Here is a 17,007-nt window from a genome sequence, read left to right as displayed (position 1 = left end):
TCCCTTCCGTCGTCACTTGGAGACGTTGACGGCCGGCACGTCCTCGCCCAGGAGCTTTCCGTCCGAGGTCTCGAACTGCCGCTTGAAGGCGGCAATCGCGTCGGCGATCGAGCCCAGGGTGTCGTCCGACATCTTGCCGCCGTCGGCGATGGAGGTGAGGAGGTCCTTGCGCTCGCGGCGCAGGTGCTCCAGCAGCTCCGACTCGAAGCGACGGATGTCGACGACCGGGACGTCGTCCATCTTGCCGGTGGTGCCGGCCCAGACGGAGACGACCTGCTCCTCGACGGGCATCGGCTGGTACTGGCCCTGCTTCAGCAGCTCGACCAGGCGCTTGCCGCGCTCCAGCGAGGCCTTCGAGGCAGCGTCCAGGTCGGAACCGAAGGCGGCGAACGCCTCCAGCTCACGGTACTGGGCGAGGTCCAGGCGCAGACGGCCGGAAACCTGCTTCATGGCCTTGTGCTGGGCGGAGCCACCGACGCGGGAGACCGAGATACCGACGTTCAGCGCCGGGCGCTGGCCCGCGTTGAACAGGTCGGACTCGAGGAAGCACTGGCCGTCGGTGATGGAGATGACGTTGGTCGGGATGAACGCCGACACGTCGTTCGCCTTGGTCTCGACGATCGGCAGACCGGTCATCGAACCGGCACCCATGTCGTCGGAGAGCTTCGCGCAGCGCTCCAGCAGACGGGAGTGCAGGTAGAAGACGTCACCCGGGTAGGCCTCACGGCCCGGCGGGCGGCGCAGCAGCAGCGACACGGCGCGGTAGGCGTCGGCCTGCTTCGACAGGTCGTCGAAGATGATCAGGACGTGCTTGCCGGCGTACATCCAGTGCTGGCCGATGGCGGAACCGGTGTACGGCGCCAGGTACTTGAAGCCGGCCGGGTCGGACGCCGGGGCGGCGACGATCGTCGTGTACTCGAGCGCGCCGGCGTCTTCCAGGGCGCCGCGAACGGACGCGATGGTCGAGCCCTTCTGGCCGATGGCGACGTAGATGCAGCGAACCTGCTTGTTCACGTCGCCGGAGCGCCAGTTGTCACGCTGGTTGATGATCGTGTCGACGGCCAGAGCGGTCTTGCCGGTCTGACGGTCACCGATGATCAGCTGACGCTGGCCACGGCCGACCGGCACCATCGCGTCGATCGCCTTGTAGCCGGTCTGCATCGGCTCGTGCACAGACTTACGGACCATGACGCCCGGGGCCTGCAGTTCGAGGGCGCGGCGGCCTTCGGTCGCGATCTCGCCGAGACCGTCGATCGGGTTGCCGAGCGGGTCGACGACGCGGCCGAGGTAGCCCTCGCCGACGCCTACGGAGAGAACCTCACCGGTGCGCTGCACCGGCTGGCCCTCCTCGATACCGCTGAACTCGCCGAGGACGACCGCACCGATCTCGCGCTCGTCGAGGTTGAGGGCGAGACCGAGGGTGCCGTCCTCGAACTTCAGCAGCTCGTTCGCCATGGCGGAGGGCAGGCCCTCCACCTTCGCGATGCCGTCGCCGGCAACGCTGACCGTTCCGACCTCCTCGCGCGAGGCCGCGTCCGGCTGGTACGACTGGACAAAGTTCTCCAGTGCGTCCCGGATCTCCTCCGGCCGGATCGTGAGCTCCGCCATCTGGGTTCCCTGCTCTCCTTGTTGGGCCTGAAGCTTCTTAGGGGTCTGGGGTTGACCCCCAGGAATCTTCTGCAAGTTCTGCACGGCCCAACCGGGCCGCTAGGAATGCGTTGTTCTATTGGTGGCTGGTCAGCCGGCCATGCGGCGGGACGCCTCGGCGAGGCGGTCCGCGATGGTGCCGTCGATGACCTCGTCGCCGACCCGCACCACGATCCCGCCGAGGACCGTGGGGTCCACGTCGAGGTTCAGGTGCATCTGGCGGCCGTACAGCTTGGCCAGCACCGCGCCGAGACGCTGCTTCTGAACGTCGCTGAGCGGAACCGCGGTGGTCACGGTGGCGACCATGCGGTTGCGGCGCTCCGCGGCGATCACGGAGAGGGACTCGAGTCCCGCTTCCAGGCTACGTCCACGCGGGTGCGTGACGAGACGCGTGACCAGACGCTCGGTGACGGCGTTCGCCTTGCCGCCGAGCAGGCTGTGCAGCAGCTGGCTCTTGGCGGAGACGGAGGCCGACCGGTCGGTCAGCGCGGCGCGCAGCTCGGTGTTCGACGACACGATCCGGCCGAAGCGGAACAGCTCGTCCTCGACGTCGTCGAGAGCACCGCTCTGCTGGGCCGCCGTGAGGTCGGCGGTGGACGCCAGCTGCTCCAGCGAGTCCACCAGGTCACGGGACTGCGACCAGCGGGACCGGACCATGCCGGACACCAGGTCGAGGGTCTCCCCGCCCACCTGGCCCGCCAGCAGGCGCCCGGCCAGCTCGGCCTTGGCCTCGCCGGACTGCGCCGGGTCCGTGATGACCCGACGCAGCGAGACCTCACGGTCGAGCAGCGCGGTGACGGCAGCCAGCTCACCGGCGAGCTTCGCCGCGTCGACGGACGTGTTGTCCGTCAGCGCGTCGAGACGCTCGCGCGCGGAGGCCAGCGCCTCGCGGCTCGCTCCGTTCATCGGGCGGCCTCGGCCTTCTCCTCGAGCTCGCTGAGGAAACGGTCGATCGTGCGGCTCTGTCGGGCGGCGTCCTCGAGGGACTCGCCGACGAGCTTTCCGGCCAGGTCGGTGGCGAGCTTGCCAACGTCCTGACGGAGCGCCTGAGAGGCGGCCTTGCGGTCGGCCTCGATCTGGGCGTGGCCGGCAGCGATGATCTCCTCACGCTGCCGCTGGCCCTCTGCGCGCAGTTCTTCCTTGAGCGCAGTGCCCTGCTCCAGCGCTTCCTGGCGCAGGCGCGCGGCCTCGTGCCGGGCTTCGGCGAGCTGGGCCTTGTACTGCTCCAGGACGCTCTGGGCCTCGGTCTGAGCGGCTTCTGCCTTTTCGATACCGCCCTCGATCGTCTCGCGGCGCTCGTCCAGAACCTTGTTGATGTTCGGGAGGAGCTTCTTCGCGAGGAGACCGAAGACGATGACGAAGGCGATCAGACCGATGACGAGCTCGGGGATCGGCGGAACGAGGGGGTTACCAGGCTCCTCGGCCGCGAGAACCAGGAGGTTCACATCAGTGCCTTTCGTCGGTACGGACTAGTCGTTGGGTTCGTCTTAGTAGACGAACGGCATGACCAGACCGATGAGGGCGAGCGCCTCACAGAAGGCGAAGCCGAGGATCTGGTTGGCGCGGATGAGACCGGCAGCCTCGGGCTGACGGGCCATCGCCTGGGTGCCGTTACCGAAGATGATGCCGACGCCGACGCCCGGGCCGATGGCCGCGAGACCGTAACCGACGGAGCTGAGGGAACCTTCGACAGCAGCAAGGGTCTGGGACATGCCAGTTCTTCCTTCTCTTTCATGGACCGGTGGGGGTTGGCCACCGGACGATTCGGGGGGGTTGCAGGAGCGGTGGTCGCTCAGTGGTGCTCGGCGATTGCGCCCTGCAGGAAGCTGCAGGCCAGGAGGACGAAGACGTACGCCTGGACAGCCTGGATGAAGAGTTCGAATGCGGTCATCACGATCACCATGACGAACGAGACGCCCGCGTACGCGATGCCGATCCCGTTCAGCAGGTACCAGCTGGCGATGGTGAACAGCAGCAGCAGGGTGTGACCGGCGAACATGTTCGCGAACAGTCGGACCGCGTGGGTGAAGGGGCGGACGATGACGTTCGAGAAGAACTCGATCACCATGACCATCGGCAGGATCGCGCCGAGGGACTTGTCGTAGCCCGTGATGTTCTTGAAGCCGCCGACGAAGCCGTGGCGCTTGAAGGTCACCGACATCCACATGACGTAGATGACGAGGGCGAGGCCGGCCGGGTACGCGATGACGGCGGTCACCGGGAACTGGGCGAGCGGCACGATCGACCACAGGTTCATGATCCAGACGAAGAAGAACGTCGCGACCATGAAGGGGACGTACTTCTCGCCTTCCTTCTTACCGAGCGTCTCGTAGACGATGCCGCGGCGTACGAAGTCGTAGCCCGCCTCGGCGACCATCTGGAGCTTGCCCGGGACGACCTTCGGCTTCCGGAACGCGGCCCAGAAGAAGCCGACGATGACGACCGAGCCCAGCAGGGCGAGGAGCATCGTCTTGTTGAAGTACAGGTTCGTGTCCGCGTCACCGAAGATCGGCTTGAACAGGAACGAGTACAGGGTCGGGCCCGGGAAGCCGCAGCCAGTGCCGTCTTCGAAATGACAGTTGATATCGAAGGCGAGCGTCATGTCAGCAGCACTCACCGCGGGCTCCTTCAGCGTGGCGCATAGGTACGGCAACCTCGTTGTGTCGGCGCGGCGCGCAGCCGCGGTTCGGCACTGGACTGGTGTTACGGATGGTGGGGCGGCAGTCAGGCATCGAGCCTCGCGATGGAACAGGCGTCAGCTCAGATGCCCGCGCCCGCAGTGCCGCAGTTGGAACCGGACGATAGCAGGATCTCGAACGCCCATTTATTCCGCCCCTACCCCTCACGGCTTCGGCCCCGAATTTTCGGGCTTTTCGCCCTTGGTCGAGTCCGGTTCGACGTAGAGGATCTTGGCCTTCATGTGAACACGGGTTTGAACGCCGATCCACACGAGGGTGGCGACGACGAGCGTGATCGCGAAGGACCGGGGGTGGAACAGTGTCGTGTTCTTGAACGCGGCGAGAAAGACGAAGAGCAGCAGGATCTGGGCCGTGTAGAGCATCAGCCCCATGGCCTGGAACAGGTGCGGTAGTGATTTCGCCGTGCGCTGCAGGACCACGGCCCCGACACCCATGAAGAGGATCACGACCAGCGTCGCGATGACAGCACCGAGAGCCCCCTTGCCACCGACAGCCACGGCGCAGATGACGGCGGCTAGAGCGCCGGCCGCAGCTGTGGGCACAGCGGTTTGCAGGAGGGATCGGACATCGTCTGACCGCATGGCGGTTTGCTCCGCGTGGTGGTGGGGGCACGGGACTCGTACGGGACGAGCGTAAGCCCGGTTCGAGGGGGACCCTCGGGCCAATGGACCGTCGCACTACGGTCCTTCGGCTCTGTCGCCGGGTTTAGTGAACGGTATCACAAACTATTTGATGAGAGCTTTACCTGCTGGGTGTGCTGACTGTCACACATGAGAGTGACCCTGCGCGTGTGTGCACGACAGCTAACGGGCTTGCCTGGTAAAGGGGGTGCATGTCGGACATGCACCCCGGACGTCAGCGCGAGGATTCGGCCTTACGCCGGTCGGGGAAGCGCGAACGGGGGCCTACGGCGGTCGCCCCGTTGACGCCGGAGACACCCGCCGCGACCGGCCGTACGGGCTCCGGCTCCGCGGCCGTGGCCTCCTGCAGGGCCGCCTCTGCGGCCCGCTCGGCGTGCCGGTAGCGCGGCGGGACCAGTGCCTCCGCCCACCGCGGGGTCCGCGGGGTGAAGCGCGGCAGGAGCAGCAGGACCAGGCCCAGGGCGCTCAGCCCGGCGATGGCGAGCACGATCCACATCGAGGCGGAGTGCACCGAGTACGCCACCGCGCCGAAGGCGATCAGCCCCGACCAGAAGTACATGATCAGCACCGCGCGGCTGTGCGAGTGGCCGAGCTCCAGCAGCCGGTGGTGCAGGTGCCCGCGGTCGGCCGCGAACGGGGACTGGCCCTTCCAGGTGCGCCGGACGATGGCCAGGATCAGGTCGGCCATCGGGATGGCGATGATGGTCAGGGGCAGCAGCAGCGGGATGAAGACCGGGAGCATCGCGTGCGTCGCGTTGCGCTCGCCGCCCGCGAACAGCGCCATCGTGTCGGGGTCCACCTGCCCGGTGATGGAGATCGCCGAGGCGGCCAGCACCAGGCCGATCAGCATCGACCCGGAGTCGCCCATGAAGATGCGGGCGGGGTGCATGTTGTGCGGCAGGAAGCCCAGGCACATGCCCATGAGGATCGCGGCGAAGAGGGTCGCGGGCGCGGCCGCCTCGATGCCGTAGCCGAACCAGATGCGGTAGGCGTAGAGGAAGAAGGCGCAGGCCGCGATGCAGACCGTGCCGGCGGCCAGGCCGTCGAGGCCGTCCACGAAGTTCACCGCGTTGATGGTGATCACGACGAGGGCCACCGTCAGCAGGTTGCCCTGCCACTGGGTGAGCGCGACCGTCCCGATCCACGGGACGGGGATCCACAGGATGGTCAGCCCCTGCATGACCATCACACCGGCGGCGATCATCTGTGCGCCGAGCTTGATCAGGGCGTCGATCTCGAACTTGTCGTCGAGCACGCCGACCAGCCAGATCAGGGCCGCACCGGAGAGCAGGGCCCGCGGCTCGTTCGACAGCTCGAAGACGCCGTTGAGGTTCTGCAGGTGGTCCGCGACCAGGAGACCCGCACACAGCCCGCCGAACATCGCGATGCCGCCCAGCCTCGGCGTGGGCTCGCGGTGGACGTCGCGGGCGCGGATCTCCGGCATCGCGCCGGCCGCGATCGCGAACTTCCGCACGGGCCCGGTGAGCAGGTAGGTCACCGCGACCGTGACGCAAAGCGTCAGCAGATATTCACGCACGGGCTGCCCCAGATGTATCGCCGGCCATCTCAGCCCCACACACTAGCTGCGATGCAGTCGGTATCGAGGACGCAAGGTGGCGGTATCCCGGTTGCGGTACGCCCCTCTCGCCCCTATTGCTCCCCGTACGGGGGAAATTCCATCGCCAGCTCATTGACCTCCGCACGGGTTTTCGCGGCTTCCCCGTGCAGCGCCTGCGCAAACAGGGCCGCGATCCGGCCCATCTCCGGCTCCCCCATCCCCTGGGTGGTCACCGCAGCCGTGCCGAGCCGGATCCCGCGCTGGTCCCCGTACGGGAGGGCGCAGGTGTCCAGCACGATCCCCGCCGCGGCGAGACGGCCCCGGGCGGTCGGCCCGTCGAGGCCCAGGGGCGCGGGGTCGGCGGTGATCAGGTGCGTGTCGGTGCCGCCGGTCGTCACGGTGAAGCCGCTGCCGGCCAGCGCGTCGGCCAGGGTCCGCGCGTTGGCCACCACCCGGTGCGCGTACGAGGTGAACGCGGGACCGGCGGCCTCCCCGAAGGCCACGGCCTTGGCGGCGATGGTGTGCATCTGGGCGCCGCCCTGCGTGAAGGGGAACACCGCCCGGTCGACCCGCTCGGCGAACTCGGCGCCGCACAGCACCATCCCGCCGCGCGGACCGCGCAGCACCTTGTGGGTGGTCGCGCAGACGATGTCGGCGTACGGGACGGGGCTCGGGGCGGCCCCGCCGGCGACCAGCCCGATCGGGTGGGCGGCGTCGGCGATCAGGTACGCCCCGACCTCGTCGGCGATCTCCCTGAACGCGGAGTACTCGGGGTGGCGGGGGTAGGAGATCGACCCGCAGACGATCGCCTTGGGCCGGTGCGCGCGCGCCAGCTCCTGGACCTGGAGGTAGTCGATGAGCCCGGTCTCCGCGTCGACCCCGTACCCGACGAAGTCGAACCAGCGGCCGGAGAAGTTCGCCGGCGACCCGTGGGTGAGGTGGCCCCCGTACGGCAGGCCCATGGCCAGGACGGTGTCCCCGGGCCGCAGCAGGGCTGCGTACGCGGCCAGCACTGCGGAGGAACCGGAGTGCGGCTGCACGTTGGCGTGCTCGGCGCCGAACAGCGCCGTGGCCCGCTCGACCGCGATCCGCTCGGCCAGATCGGCGTACTCGCACCCGCCGTGGTGCCGGGCGCCGGGGTAGCCCTCGGCGTACTTGTTGGCGAGCGTGGAGCCGAGCGCCGCGAGCACGGCGGGCGAGGTGAAGTTCTCCGCGGCGATCAGCTGGAGCGTCCCGGCCTGCCGCTGCCGCTCCCCCGCGAGGATGTCGGCCATCTGCGGATCCTGCTGCCGCAGGACGTCCGAGGCCTGGGTCATGACGCTCATGGCACGACTCCCGCACAGTGGGGCTACCGGTACCAGCCACTGTAGGCCGCGCCCGCCCCGGGCGCCCCACGGGCGCGTCCCCGCTTTCCCCGCCCCGGACCGCGCCCGGACGTCAGCGGGAAGCGGTGACGCCCGTCAGGGCCGTGACCACGGGCTCCAGGGCCTGGTTGAGCCCCTCTTTCATCGCGTCCCTCGCACCGCTCGGCCCCAGGGGCCTCCCGGGCTTCGGCCCGCTGCGCCGGCCTCCGGCCGACGGTGACGCACTGGCCGACCGGCCTAGCGCGAGGCGGTGACGCCCGTCAGGGCCGTGACCACGGGCTCCAGGGCCTGGTTGATCTCGTCGCCGATCGAGCGGAAGAAGGTGATCGGCGCGCCGTACGGGTCGTACACCTCGTCCGCGTCCGGCGACGGCGCCAGCAGCCAGCCCCGCAGGGCGGCGGCGGCGCGGACCAGCGCGCGCGCCCGTTCGGCCATGCCGTCGTCCAGCGGCGGCAGCGTCGCCGGGTCTATCGCCCGGACCAGCCGGGTGAACTCCTTCAGCGTGAAGGTGCGCAGCCCCGCCGAGTGGCCCATCGAGATGACCTGCGCGCGGTGGTCGCGCGTGGCCGTGAGGACCAGGTCCGCCCGTATGACGTGCTCGTCGAGCAGCTCCCGCCCCATGAAGCCGGAGGCGTCCGCGCCGAAGTCCGCCAGCACTGCCGCCGCGTTCGCCTCCATCGGGGCACCCTCGTGCCCCCACGTCCCGGCGCTCTCCACGATGAGGTCGCCCGTGACCAGCCCGCCCAGCCGGTGCGACAGGGCGTGCCGCGTCAGCCGCTCGGTGATGGGCGAGCGGCACACGTTGCCGGTGCTGACGTGGAGTATGCGGAAAGTGTTGCTCGCTATGCCACGCCCCTCAGGGCTCACGGGGCCACCTCGAGGTCGGGTACGACCTCCCGCAGCTGCTCCGCGGTCAGCGCCCCCTCCCGCAGCAGGACGGGAACCTTCCCGGTGACATCGACGATCGACGACGGCTGCATCCCCGGAGTCGGACCACCGTCCAGGTAGACGGAGACGGAGTCCCCCAGCATCTCGCGGGCCGCGTCGCAGTCCTCCGGCGCCGGGTGCCCGGTCAGGTTCGCCGAGGACACCGCCATCGGCCCGACCTCGGTCAGCAGCTCGATCGCGACGGGGTGCAGCGGCATCCGTACGGCGACGGTCCCGCGGGTCTCCCCCAGGTCCCACGCCAGCGACGGCTGGTGCTTGGCGACGAGCGTCAGCGCGCCCGGCCAGAAGGCGTCGACGAGCTCCCAGGCCTGCTCGGAGAAGTCCGTGACCAGGCCGTGCAGGGTGTTCGGGGAGCCGATGAGGACGGGGGTGGGCATGTTGCGGCCGCGCCCCTTGGCGGCGAGCAGGTCACCGACGGCCTCGGCGCTGAAGGCGTCCGCGCCGATCCCGTACAGGGTGTCGGTGGGCAGCACGACGAGCTCGCCGCGGCGCACGGCGGATGCGGCTTCGCGCAGACCCGTCTTGCGGTCCGTCGCGTCGTTGCAGTCGTATCGCCGGGCCATCAGCGGGCCTCCTCGTGCAGCAGGGGGGTGGCGGGATTCGTCGCGCCGGTCACGGCAGTGCCTTGCGGGCCGTGGCGAAGCGCGGGCGGTTGTTCAGGTCCGGGTGGTCGGCCGCGTCGGCCCAGCCGCGCTCGTCGGCGAAGATCCACGGGACCTGGCCGCCCTGGGTGTCGGCGTGCTCGATGACGACGATGCCGCCGGGCCGCAGCAGCCGGTGCGCGGTGCGCTCGATGCCGCGGATGGTGTCGAGGCCGTCCTCGCCGGAGAACAGCGCCATCTCGGGGTCGTGGTCCCGGGCCTCCGGGGCGACGTACTCCCACTCGGTCAGCGGGATGTACGGCGGGTTGGAGATGACCAGGTCGACCTGTCCGTCGAGCTCGGGCAGCGCGCTGAGCGCGTCGCCCTGGTGGACGGTGACCCGGGAGCCCTCGGCGTTCTTGCGCGTCCAGCGCAGGGCGTCCTCGGACAGCTCCACCGCGTGCACGCGCGAGCGCGGCACCTCCTGCGCCATGGCGAGCGCGATGGCGCCGGAGCCGGTGCACAGGTCGACGATCAGCGGCTCGACCACGTCCATCGCCCGGACGGCCTGTATGGCCCAGTCCACGACCGACTCGGTCTCGGGCCGGGGCACGAAGACCCCGGGCCCGACCTGGAGCTCCAGGTAGCGGAAGAAGGCACGGCCGGTGATGTGCTGGAGCGGCTCGCGCGCCTCACGGCGGGCGACGGCCTCCCAGTAGCGGGCGTCGAAGTCCGCGTCCTTGACGTGGTGCAGTTCCCCCCGCTTGACGCCGTGCACGAAGGCCGCGAGCTCCTCCGCGTCGAAGCGCGGTGAGGGCACGCCGGCGGCGGCCAGCCGCTGAGTGGCCTGGGCCACCTCGGCAAGCAGCAAGTTCACGCTGGTCCTCCGGGCTGCTGTCGTACGGGGGGTGGTGCTGGGGTCAGGCAGGGCCGGGCAGGGGCCGGGCAGGTCAGTGCGCGGCCGCGAGCTTCGCGGCGGAGTCGGTGTCGACGCAGGCCTGGATGACCGAGTCGAGGTCGCCGTCGAGCACCTGGTCCAAGTTGTACGCCTTGAAGCCCGTCCGGTGGTCCGAGATCCGGTTTTCCGGGTAGTTGTACGTCCGGATCTTCTCGGAGCGGTCCACGGAACGCACCTGGCTGCGGCGCACGTCGGAGGCCTCCTGCTCGGCGGCTTCCTGGGCGGCGGCCAGCAGGCGCGAGCGCAGGATGCGCATCGCCTGCTCCTTGTTCTGGAGCTGGCTCTTCTCGTTCTGGCAGGAGGCGACCACACCGGTCGGGATGTGCGTGATGCGCACGGCCGAGTCGGTGGTGTTGACGGACTGGCCGCCGGGGCCCGAGGAGCGGTACACGTCGATGCGGAGGTCGTTCATGTTGATCTCGACCTCGACCTCCTCGGCCTCCGGGGTGACGAGCACGCCGGCGGCGGAGGTGTGGATGCGGCCCTGGGACTCGGTGGCCGGAACGCGCTGGACGCGGTGTACGCCGCCCTCGTACTTCAGGCGGGCCCAGACGCCCTGGCCGGGCTCGGTGGCGCCGTTGCCGCCCTTGGTGCGGACGGAGACCTGGACGTCCTTGTAGCCGCCGAGCTCGGACTCGGTGGCGTCGATGATCTCGGTCTTCCAGCCCACGCGCTCGGCGTAGCGCAGGTACATGCGCAGTAGGTCGCCGGCGAACAGGGCGGACTCGTCGCCGCCCGCGCCCGCCTTGACCTCCAGGAGCACGTCCTTGTCGTCGCTGGGGTCGCGCGGGACGAGCAGCAGGCGGAGCTTCTCGGTGAGCTCTTCGCGCTGTGCGCTCAGTTCCTTGGCCTCGGCGGCGAAGTCCGGGTCGTCGGCCGCGAGCTCCTTGGCCGTCTCGATGTCCTCGGCCGACTGCTTCCAGGCACGGAAGGTCGCGACGATCGGGGTCAGCTCCGCGTAGCGCTTGTTCAGCTTGCGCGCGTTGGCCTGATCGGAGTGGACCGACGGGTCGGCGAGCTTAATCTCAAGATCGGCGTGCTCGCCGACCAGTTCCTCGACCGCCTCGAACATCGGGGGCTCCTGTGGTGAAAGTACGAAAAAGGGCTGCGGGACGAGAAAGGCGCCGGTCCGACCGCCCCCGTATCGACAGGGTGCAGCCGGATCCGACGCCTGAGGCTCGCTACTTCTGTGCAGCCTTGCCGAAGCGGGCCTCGAAGCGGGCCACACGGCCACCGGTGTCGAGGATCTTCTGCTTGCCCGTGTAGAACGGGTGGCACTCGGAGCAGACCTCGGCACGGATGGTGCCTTCGGTCAGGGTGCTACGGGTGGTGAACGACGCGCCACAGGTGCAGCTGACCTGGGTCTCGACGTACTCGGGGTGAACATCGCGCTTCAAGGTGTCTCCTAGATTCGGGAGGGCGCCGGGTCGCAGGAGCCGAATTGCGCGCTGCGTGAACCGGGGCCGACAGACCAGTCTGCCAGGACCGGGCTGCCTGTCAAAATTCTGAGGACGCCTCCCTCAACAGGAGGGGTCCGGCATCTATTCCTGGCCGCGGCGCTACTGGACGACGGCGCCCGCCGTTCCCTTGTCCCCGGCGGAATTCACGGTGGCCTCGGCGGGGATCGCCTGCTCGGCGAGCAGCGCGTCCCAGACCATCTTGGACTCCTTGGCCAGCGGGACCACGCGGTTGATGTCACGCGGGTCGGTGGTCACCGGGAGGGTGATCATCTGCATGTTCTGGGCGTCGATGCCCTGGAGGCCCTGGGCGAAGCCCATCAGCGACTTCACGTCGCCGAGCGCCTTGTCCGTGGTCAGCGCCTTGGTGGCGGTGTCGGCGAGGTCGAGCAGCCGCTTGGGGTTGTCGAACAGGCCGATGCCCTTGACCTGCTTGATCAGGGCCTTGATGAAGGCCTGCTGGAGCTGTATTCGGCCCAGGTCACTGCCGTCGCCGATGCTCTTGCGGGTCCGTACCAGGCCCAGGGCCTGCTCACCGCCCAGCCGGTTGGTGCCGGCCCGGAGGTCGAGGTGGCTGGCTCCGTCCTTGATCGGCTTGTTCGTGGTCACCTCGACGCCGCCGAGGTTGTCGATGATCTTCTTGAAGCCCGTGAAGTCGACCTCCAGGTAGTGGTCCATGCGGATCCCCGACATCTTCTCCACCGTCTTGACCGCGCAGGCGGCCCCGCCGATGGTGAACGACTCGTTGAACTGCGAGCGCGAGCTGCCGCGGTCGGTCTTCCCGTTCGGCATCGTGCAGGAGGGCCGGTTGACCATGGTGTCGCGGGGTATCGAGACGACGCTGGCCTTCTGGTGGCCCTCGTACAGGTGGACGATCATCGCGGTGTCGGAGCGGGCGGAGCCGCCGTCGTCGGCGCCGTACTCGCTGTTGGCCCCGCCCCTGGAGTCCGAGCCGAGGACGAGGATGTCCATCGATCCGTTGTCGATGTTCTGCGGGCGGTCCTTGCCGAGGGCCTGGTCGATGTCGACGGTCTTCAGGTTGCCGTTCAGCTTGAAGTAGAAGTAGCCGAGCCCCACCCCGCCCAGCAGGACCACGCCCGCGGCGCACCACGCGGCGATGACGAGGGCTCTACGACGCTTCGGCGGCTTCCGTCGCCGCCGGCCCGCGGCACGCGCGCCGGGGCCGCTGCTGTCCTGGCTCATGCTCTCCTCTGTCTGTCCTGGGTCCGCTTGACCGGCCGGGGTCCGCCCTTGGCTCCCCGGCGCCGCTCCCTGACACAGACGGCCGAACGCTCTCCAGGGTTCCACGGCCCACGTGGGCGCAAAAACACCCCAATCCGGTGAACCGATCGGCATAAACGCCGCGTAATGCCACGCCTACCTGCGGTTTCGGAACGGTCCGCCGAGCTGCGGCCCCGGGTTCACGCGGTCCGGGAGTGTGGCGAAGGTCGCACAGCGGAAAACGCACAGGGGTAAAGGCGCAGCGGAAAACGCACAGCCGCCCCCGCCGCGGGTGCGGCGGGGGCGGCTGTCGTGGCGCCGTGGTGCTGCGCGGGGACGTCAGTCGTCGTTCTTGCCCGACGGGGTCGTCTTCGCGATCTGCATCAGGAACTCGGCGTTCGACTTCGTCTGCTTCATCTTGTCGAGGAGCAGCTCGATGGCCTGCTGCGAGTCGAGCGCGTGCAGCACCCGGCGCAGCTTCCAGACGATGGCGAGCTCTTCCGCGTTGAGGAGGATCTCCTCCTTGCGGGTGCCCGACGGGTCGACGTCGACAGCCGGGAAGATGCGCTTGTCGGCGAGCTTCCGGTCGAGCTTGAGCTCCATGTTGCCGGTGCCCTTGAACTCCTCGAAGATCACCTCGTCCATGCGCGAGCCGGTGTCGACCAGCGCGGTGGCCAGGATGGTCAGCGAGCCACCGTCCTCGATGTTGCGCGCGGCACCGAAGAAGCGCTTCGGCGGGTACAGCGCGGTCGAGTCGACACCACCGGACAGGATGCGGCCGGAGGCGGGAGCCGCGAGGTTGTACGCGCGACCCAGACGGGTGATGGAGTCCAGCAGGACGACCACGTCGTGACCCAGCTCGACGAGACGCTTGGCGCGCTCGATGGCCAGCTCGGCGACGGTGGTGTGGTCCTCGGCCGGGCGGTCGAAGGTCGAGGAGATGACCTCGCCCTTGACCGACCGCTGCATGTCGGTGACCTCTTCCGGACGCTCGTCGACCAGGACGACCATCAGGTGGCACTCGGGGTTGTTGGTGGTGATCGCGTTGGCGATCGCCTGCATGATCATGGTCTTGCCGGTCTTCGGCGGGGCCACGATCAGGCCTCGCTGGCCCTTACCGATCGGCGACACGAGGTCGATGATTCGGGTGGTCAGCACGCCCGGGTCGGTCTCCAGGCGGAGCCGGTCCTGCGGGTAGAGCGGGGTCAGCTTCTGGAACTCCGGTCGGCCGCGGCCGGATTCGGGCGCCATGCCGTTCACCGAGTCGAGGCGCACGAGCGCGTTGAACTTCTCGCGGCGCTCACCGTCCTTGGGCTGGCGGACCGCACCGGTGGTGTGGTCGCCCTTGCGCAGACCCGCCTTGCGGACCTGGGCGAGGGAGACGTACACGTCGTTCGGGCCCGGCAGGTAGCCGGAGGTCCGGATGAACGCGTAGTTGTCGAGGATGTCGAGGATGCCCGCGACGGGGATCAGGACGTCGTCGTCGGCGACCTGCGGCTCGTTCGGAGCGAACTCGTCGCGGCCACGACGGCCACGGCGGTCGCGGTAGCGGCCGCGACGGCCACGGCGGCCGCCCTCGTCGTCGAAGTCGTCCTGGGGGCCGTTGTCCTGACGGTCCTGACGGCCCTGCTGGCCCTGGTTCTGGCCCTGGCCGCGGCCGCCCTGCTGCTGGCGGTCCTGGCGGTCGGCGCGGTCCTGGCGGCCGCCCTGGCCGGCCTGGCCCTGACCGGCCTGACCCTGGCCGCCCTGGCCCTGGTCGTCGGCCTTGGCGCCGCGGTCACGGCGGTCGCGCTGGCGGTCGCCGCGCTCGGCACGGTCCCCGCGGTCACGGCGGTCGCGGCGTCCGCGGCCCTCGCCGTCCTGGGCCTGGCCCTGGGCGGAGACGGCGGTGGCGGCCTCCGCCTTGGCGTCGGTCTGGGCGGTGGCGGCGGCCGTCTCGGTCTTCTGCTCGACCTGGACGGCGGCGGGGGCCGAGGCCTCCGGGCTGCCGGAGGGGGCCGTGGCCCGACGGCGGCGGCGCTCGCCGGCCGGGGCGTCCTCGCTGGCCGGCTGGCCAGGGATGTCGATCTGCGCCTGCGCGGCAGGCTTCTCGGCGGGCGCCTCGGCGGCCTCGCCCGTGCGGGCCTTGCTGGTGGCGCGGCGCTTCGGCTTGGCCTCGGCGGTGTCGGCGGCGGCGGAAGCCGCGGCCTTGGGGGCGCTGCCGCCCTGCGCCTCCTTGATGACCTCGATCAGCTGGCTCTTGCGCATCCGCGCGGTGCCCCTGATGCCGAGGCCCGACGCGACCTGCTGCAGCTCGGCCAGGACCATGCCCTCGAGGCCGGTGCCGGTGCGGCGGCGCTTGGTCGGCGCGGCGCCCTCGGCGGGGGCACTGGTGCCGACATTGGTGTCGGCAGCGCCCATCAGATCGGTGGTGTCGCTCACGAAGGGTCCTTCCCTGGAGCGGACGTCGGCCTGTCTGGCTCGGCGACCGGTTGTGCTGTCCGACAACGGACCATGACCTGATGGGGCATGGACCGCGGCCGGGGCGGTGGTCCGCCGATGGAGGTACGACGGCGGAGAGAAACGTGCGTGGGTGGTTCCGGCGAGAAGCCCCCGAGCTGGAAGCGTGGGAATGTCACGCCGATTCCGGAGCGTGCTCGAAAACTGCTGGCAGCGATCAAAGCAGTCGGGGAGGCTCCCGGAAGAAAGGTGGTCCCTGATAGGGACACTGAGCACCAAGCCATGGCGGCTTCGGATGCGCACTTGACACTAACACTACCGGATCCAACAGACATTCCCCCTCTCAGTCACCGGCAATCGCCCTTCCGTGAGCGGGCGGCCTGCCCCGGCCGCCCGCCCCTGACCGGCCATGTCCCTACAACACGGACTAGCCGCCCTGGGTGCCCAGCGGAAGTACGCTCGCGCCCGCGGCGTCGAGTGCGAGCCGGTTGGCCGCCCACCCCTCGCCCGCGAGCTGCGCGACCTTGTCGGCCGCGCCGTTGTCGACCAGCGCGAGGACCGTGGGGCCCGCGCCGGAGATGACCGCGGGGATGCCGTCCGCCCGCAGCCGGGCGACGAGTGCCACGCTCTCGGGCATCGCCGGGGACCGGTACTCCTGGTGGAGCCGGTCTTCCGTGGCCGCCAGCAGGAACTCGGGACGCCTGGTCAGGGCCTCTACGAGCAGGGCCGCGCGGCCCGCGTTGACGGCCGCGTCCACGTGCGGGACGGAGCGCGGCAGCAGGCCGCGCGCGGTCTCGGTCAGGACGGGCTTGGAGGGGACGAAGACCACCGGAACGATGGAATCGGCGGCGTCCATGCGGATCGCCTTGGCGCTGCCCCCGTCCATCCACGCCAGGGTGAAGCCGCCGAGCAGACAGGCGGCGACGTTGTCGGGGTGACCCTCGATCTCGGTCGCCAGCTCCAGCAGCGCCGCGTCGTCGAGCTTGGCCTCGCCGCCTATGGTCACGGCGCGGGCGGCGACGATTCCGGCGCAGATGGCGGCGGAGGAGGAGCCGAGGCCGCGGCCGTGCGGGATGCGGTTGGCGCAGACGACTTCCAGGCCGCGCGGCTGGCCGCCCAGCAGGTCGAAGGCGGTGCGCATGGAGCGTACGAGCAGGTGGCTCTCGTCCCGCGGGAGGGTGTCGGCACCTTCACCCGCGATGTCGATGTTCAGGCCTGAATCGGCCACGCGGACGACGACATCGTCGTAGAGCCCCAGGGCCAGGCCGAGGGTGTCGAAACCCGGGCCGAGGTTGGCACTGCTGGCGGGGACGCGCACCCGTACGGCGGCGGCGCGGAACGCTGGACCGGCCATCGTCCGATGACACTCCTTGTGACTGTGCGAGATCTTCGCTCTTCGCTGGCTCGCTGCGAATGTACTGGAGAACGTACGACACCCGAAGGCCCTGTGGGCAGCACCGCGGACATATGCGCGGTGGCGGATGTAAGTACAGC

At 69.8% G+C, this 17,007-nt stretch carries 16 protein-coding genes; all 16 read right to left on the bottom strand.

Annotated features, from left to right (window positions below; all coding sequences use genetic code 11):
* Positions 1-12 precede the first annotated feature (12 nt).
* The 16 genes from atpA to thrB all read right to left on the bottom strand — a co-directional run bounded on the left by atpA (position 13) and on the right by thrB (position 16,867).
* Positions 13-1,608, bottom strand: a complete 1,596-nt coding sequence (gene atpA, locus ACZ7GJ_RS04905; protein WP_470749445.1) for a F0F1 ATP synthase subunit alpha — start codon at positions 1,606-1,608, stop codon at positions 13-15.
* A gap of 129 nt (positions 1,609-1,737) precedes the next feature.
* On the bottom strand, positions 1,738-2,553 hold the full coding sequence (locus tag ACZ7GJ_RS04900) for a F0F1 ATP synthase subunit delta (RefSeq protein WP_470749443.1): 816 nt from the start codon (positions 2,551-2,553) through the stop codon (positions 1,738-1,740).
* Entirely contained in the window at positions 2,550-3,092 is a 543-nt protein-coding gene (locus ACZ7GJ_RS04895; RefSeq protein ID WP_365922317.1) for a F0F1 ATP synthase subunit B, read from the bottom strand. The genes ACZ7GJ_RS04900 and ACZ7GJ_RS04895 overlap by 4 nt, the downstream gene beginning before the upstream one ends.
* A gap of 42 nt (positions 3,093-3,134) precedes the next feature.
* A complete protein-coding gene (atpE, locus tag ACZ7GJ_RS04890; RefSeq protein WP_175461222.1) occupies positions 3,135-3,359 on the bottom strand; it encodes an ATP synthase F0 subunit C in 225 nt (74 codons plus the stop codon).
* A gap of 80 nt (positions 3,360-3,439) precedes the next feature.
* Positions 3,440-4,249 (bottom strand): F0F1 ATP synthase subunit A, encoded by an 810-nt coding sequence (atpB, locus tag ACZ7GJ_RS04885; protein ID WP_470749655.1) that lies wholly within the window; start codon positions 4,247-4,249, stop codon positions 3,440-3,442.
* 240 nt (positions 4,250-4,489) lie between these two features.
* Complete coding sequence (locus tag ACZ7GJ_RS04880) at positions 4,490-4,927, bottom strand: hypothetical protein (RefSeq protein ID WP_470749441.1); 438 nt, start codon at positions 4,925-4,927, stop codon at positions 4,490-4,492.
* A 274-nt stretch (positions 4,928-5,201) separates the two neighbouring features.
* Positions 5,202-6,536 (bottom strand): MraY family glycosyltransferase, encoded by a 1,335-nt coding sequence (locus ACZ7GJ_RS04875; RefSeq protein ID WP_470749653.1) that lies wholly within the window; start codon positions 6,534-6,536, stop codon positions 5,202-5,204.
* A 101-nt stretch (positions 6,537-6,637) separates the two neighbouring features.
* Complete coding sequence (locus ACZ7GJ_RS04870; protein ID WP_470749439.1) at positions 6,638-7,870, bottom strand: serine hydroxymethyltransferase; 1,233 nt, start codon at positions 7,868-7,870, stop codon at positions 6,638-6,640.
* A gap of 276 nt (positions 7,871-8,146) precedes the next feature.
* Positions 8,147-8,776 (bottom strand): arsenate reductase/protein-tyrosine-phosphatase family protein, encoded by a 630-nt coding sequence (locus tag ACZ7GJ_RS04865; RefSeq protein WP_470749437.1) that lies wholly within the window; start codon positions 8,774-8,776, stop codon positions 8,147-8,149.
* Positions 8,773-9,420 (bottom strand): L-threonylcarbamoyladenylate synthase, encoded by a 648-nt coding sequence (locus ACZ7GJ_RS04860; protein WP_356649338.1) that lies wholly within the window; start codon positions 9,418-9,420, stop codon positions 8,773-8,775. Before ACZ7GJ_RS04860 ends, ACZ7GJ_RS04865 begins: the two co-directional genes overlap by 4 nt.
* Positions 9,421-9,469: 49 nt before the next feature.
* Complete coding sequence (prmC, locus tag ACZ7GJ_RS04855; protein WP_249767811.1) at positions 9,470-10,315, bottom strand: peptide chain release factor N(5)-glutamine methyltransferase; 846 nt, start codon at positions 10,313-10,315, stop codon at positions 9,470-9,472.
* A gap of 73 nt (positions 10,316-10,388) precedes the next feature.
* Positions 10,389-11,468 carry a peptide chain release factor 1 gene (prfA, locus tag ACZ7GJ_RS04850; RefSeq protein ID WP_365922308.1) on the bottom strand — a complete coding sequence of 360 codons (1,080 nt, stop codon included), beginning with the start codon at positions 11,466-11,468 and terminating at the stop codon, positions 10,389-10,391.
* 109 nt (positions 11,469-11,577) lie between these two features.
* Complete coding sequence (rpmE, locus tag ACZ7GJ_RS04845) at positions 11,578-11,793, bottom strand: 50S ribosomal protein L31 (protein WP_214954960.1); 216 nt, start codon at positions 11,791-11,793, stop codon at positions 11,578-11,580.
* 162 nt (positions 11,794-11,955) lie between these two features.
* Positions 11,956-13,056, bottom strand: coding sequence for an LCP family protein (locus tag ACZ7GJ_RS04840; RefSeq protein WP_470749434.1), 1,101 nt, complete (start codon positions 13,054-13,056; stop codon positions 11,956-11,958).
* A 357-nt stretch (positions 13,057-13,413) separates the two neighbouring features.
* Positions 13,414-15,495, bottom strand: coding sequence for a transcription termination factor Rho (gene rho, locus ACZ7GJ_RS04835; RefSeq protein ID WP_470749432.1), 2,082 nt, complete (start codon positions 15,493-15,495; stop codon positions 13,414-13,416).
* 445 nt (positions 15,496-15,940) lie between these two features.
* Positions 15,941-16,867 carry a homoserine kinase gene (gene thrB / locus ACZ7GJ_RS04830; protein WP_470749430.1) on the bottom strand — a complete coding sequence of 309 codons (927 nt, stop codon included), beginning with the start codon at positions 16,865-16,867 and terminating at the stop codon, positions 15,941-15,943.
* Positions 16,868-17,007: the final 140 nt, after the last annotated feature.

This window comes from Streptomyces sp. NPDC037242, from assembly GCF_055604165.1.
Note: the sequence above shows the minus strand (reverse complement) of the source record. Positions and strands in the feature narration are given on the sequence as shown.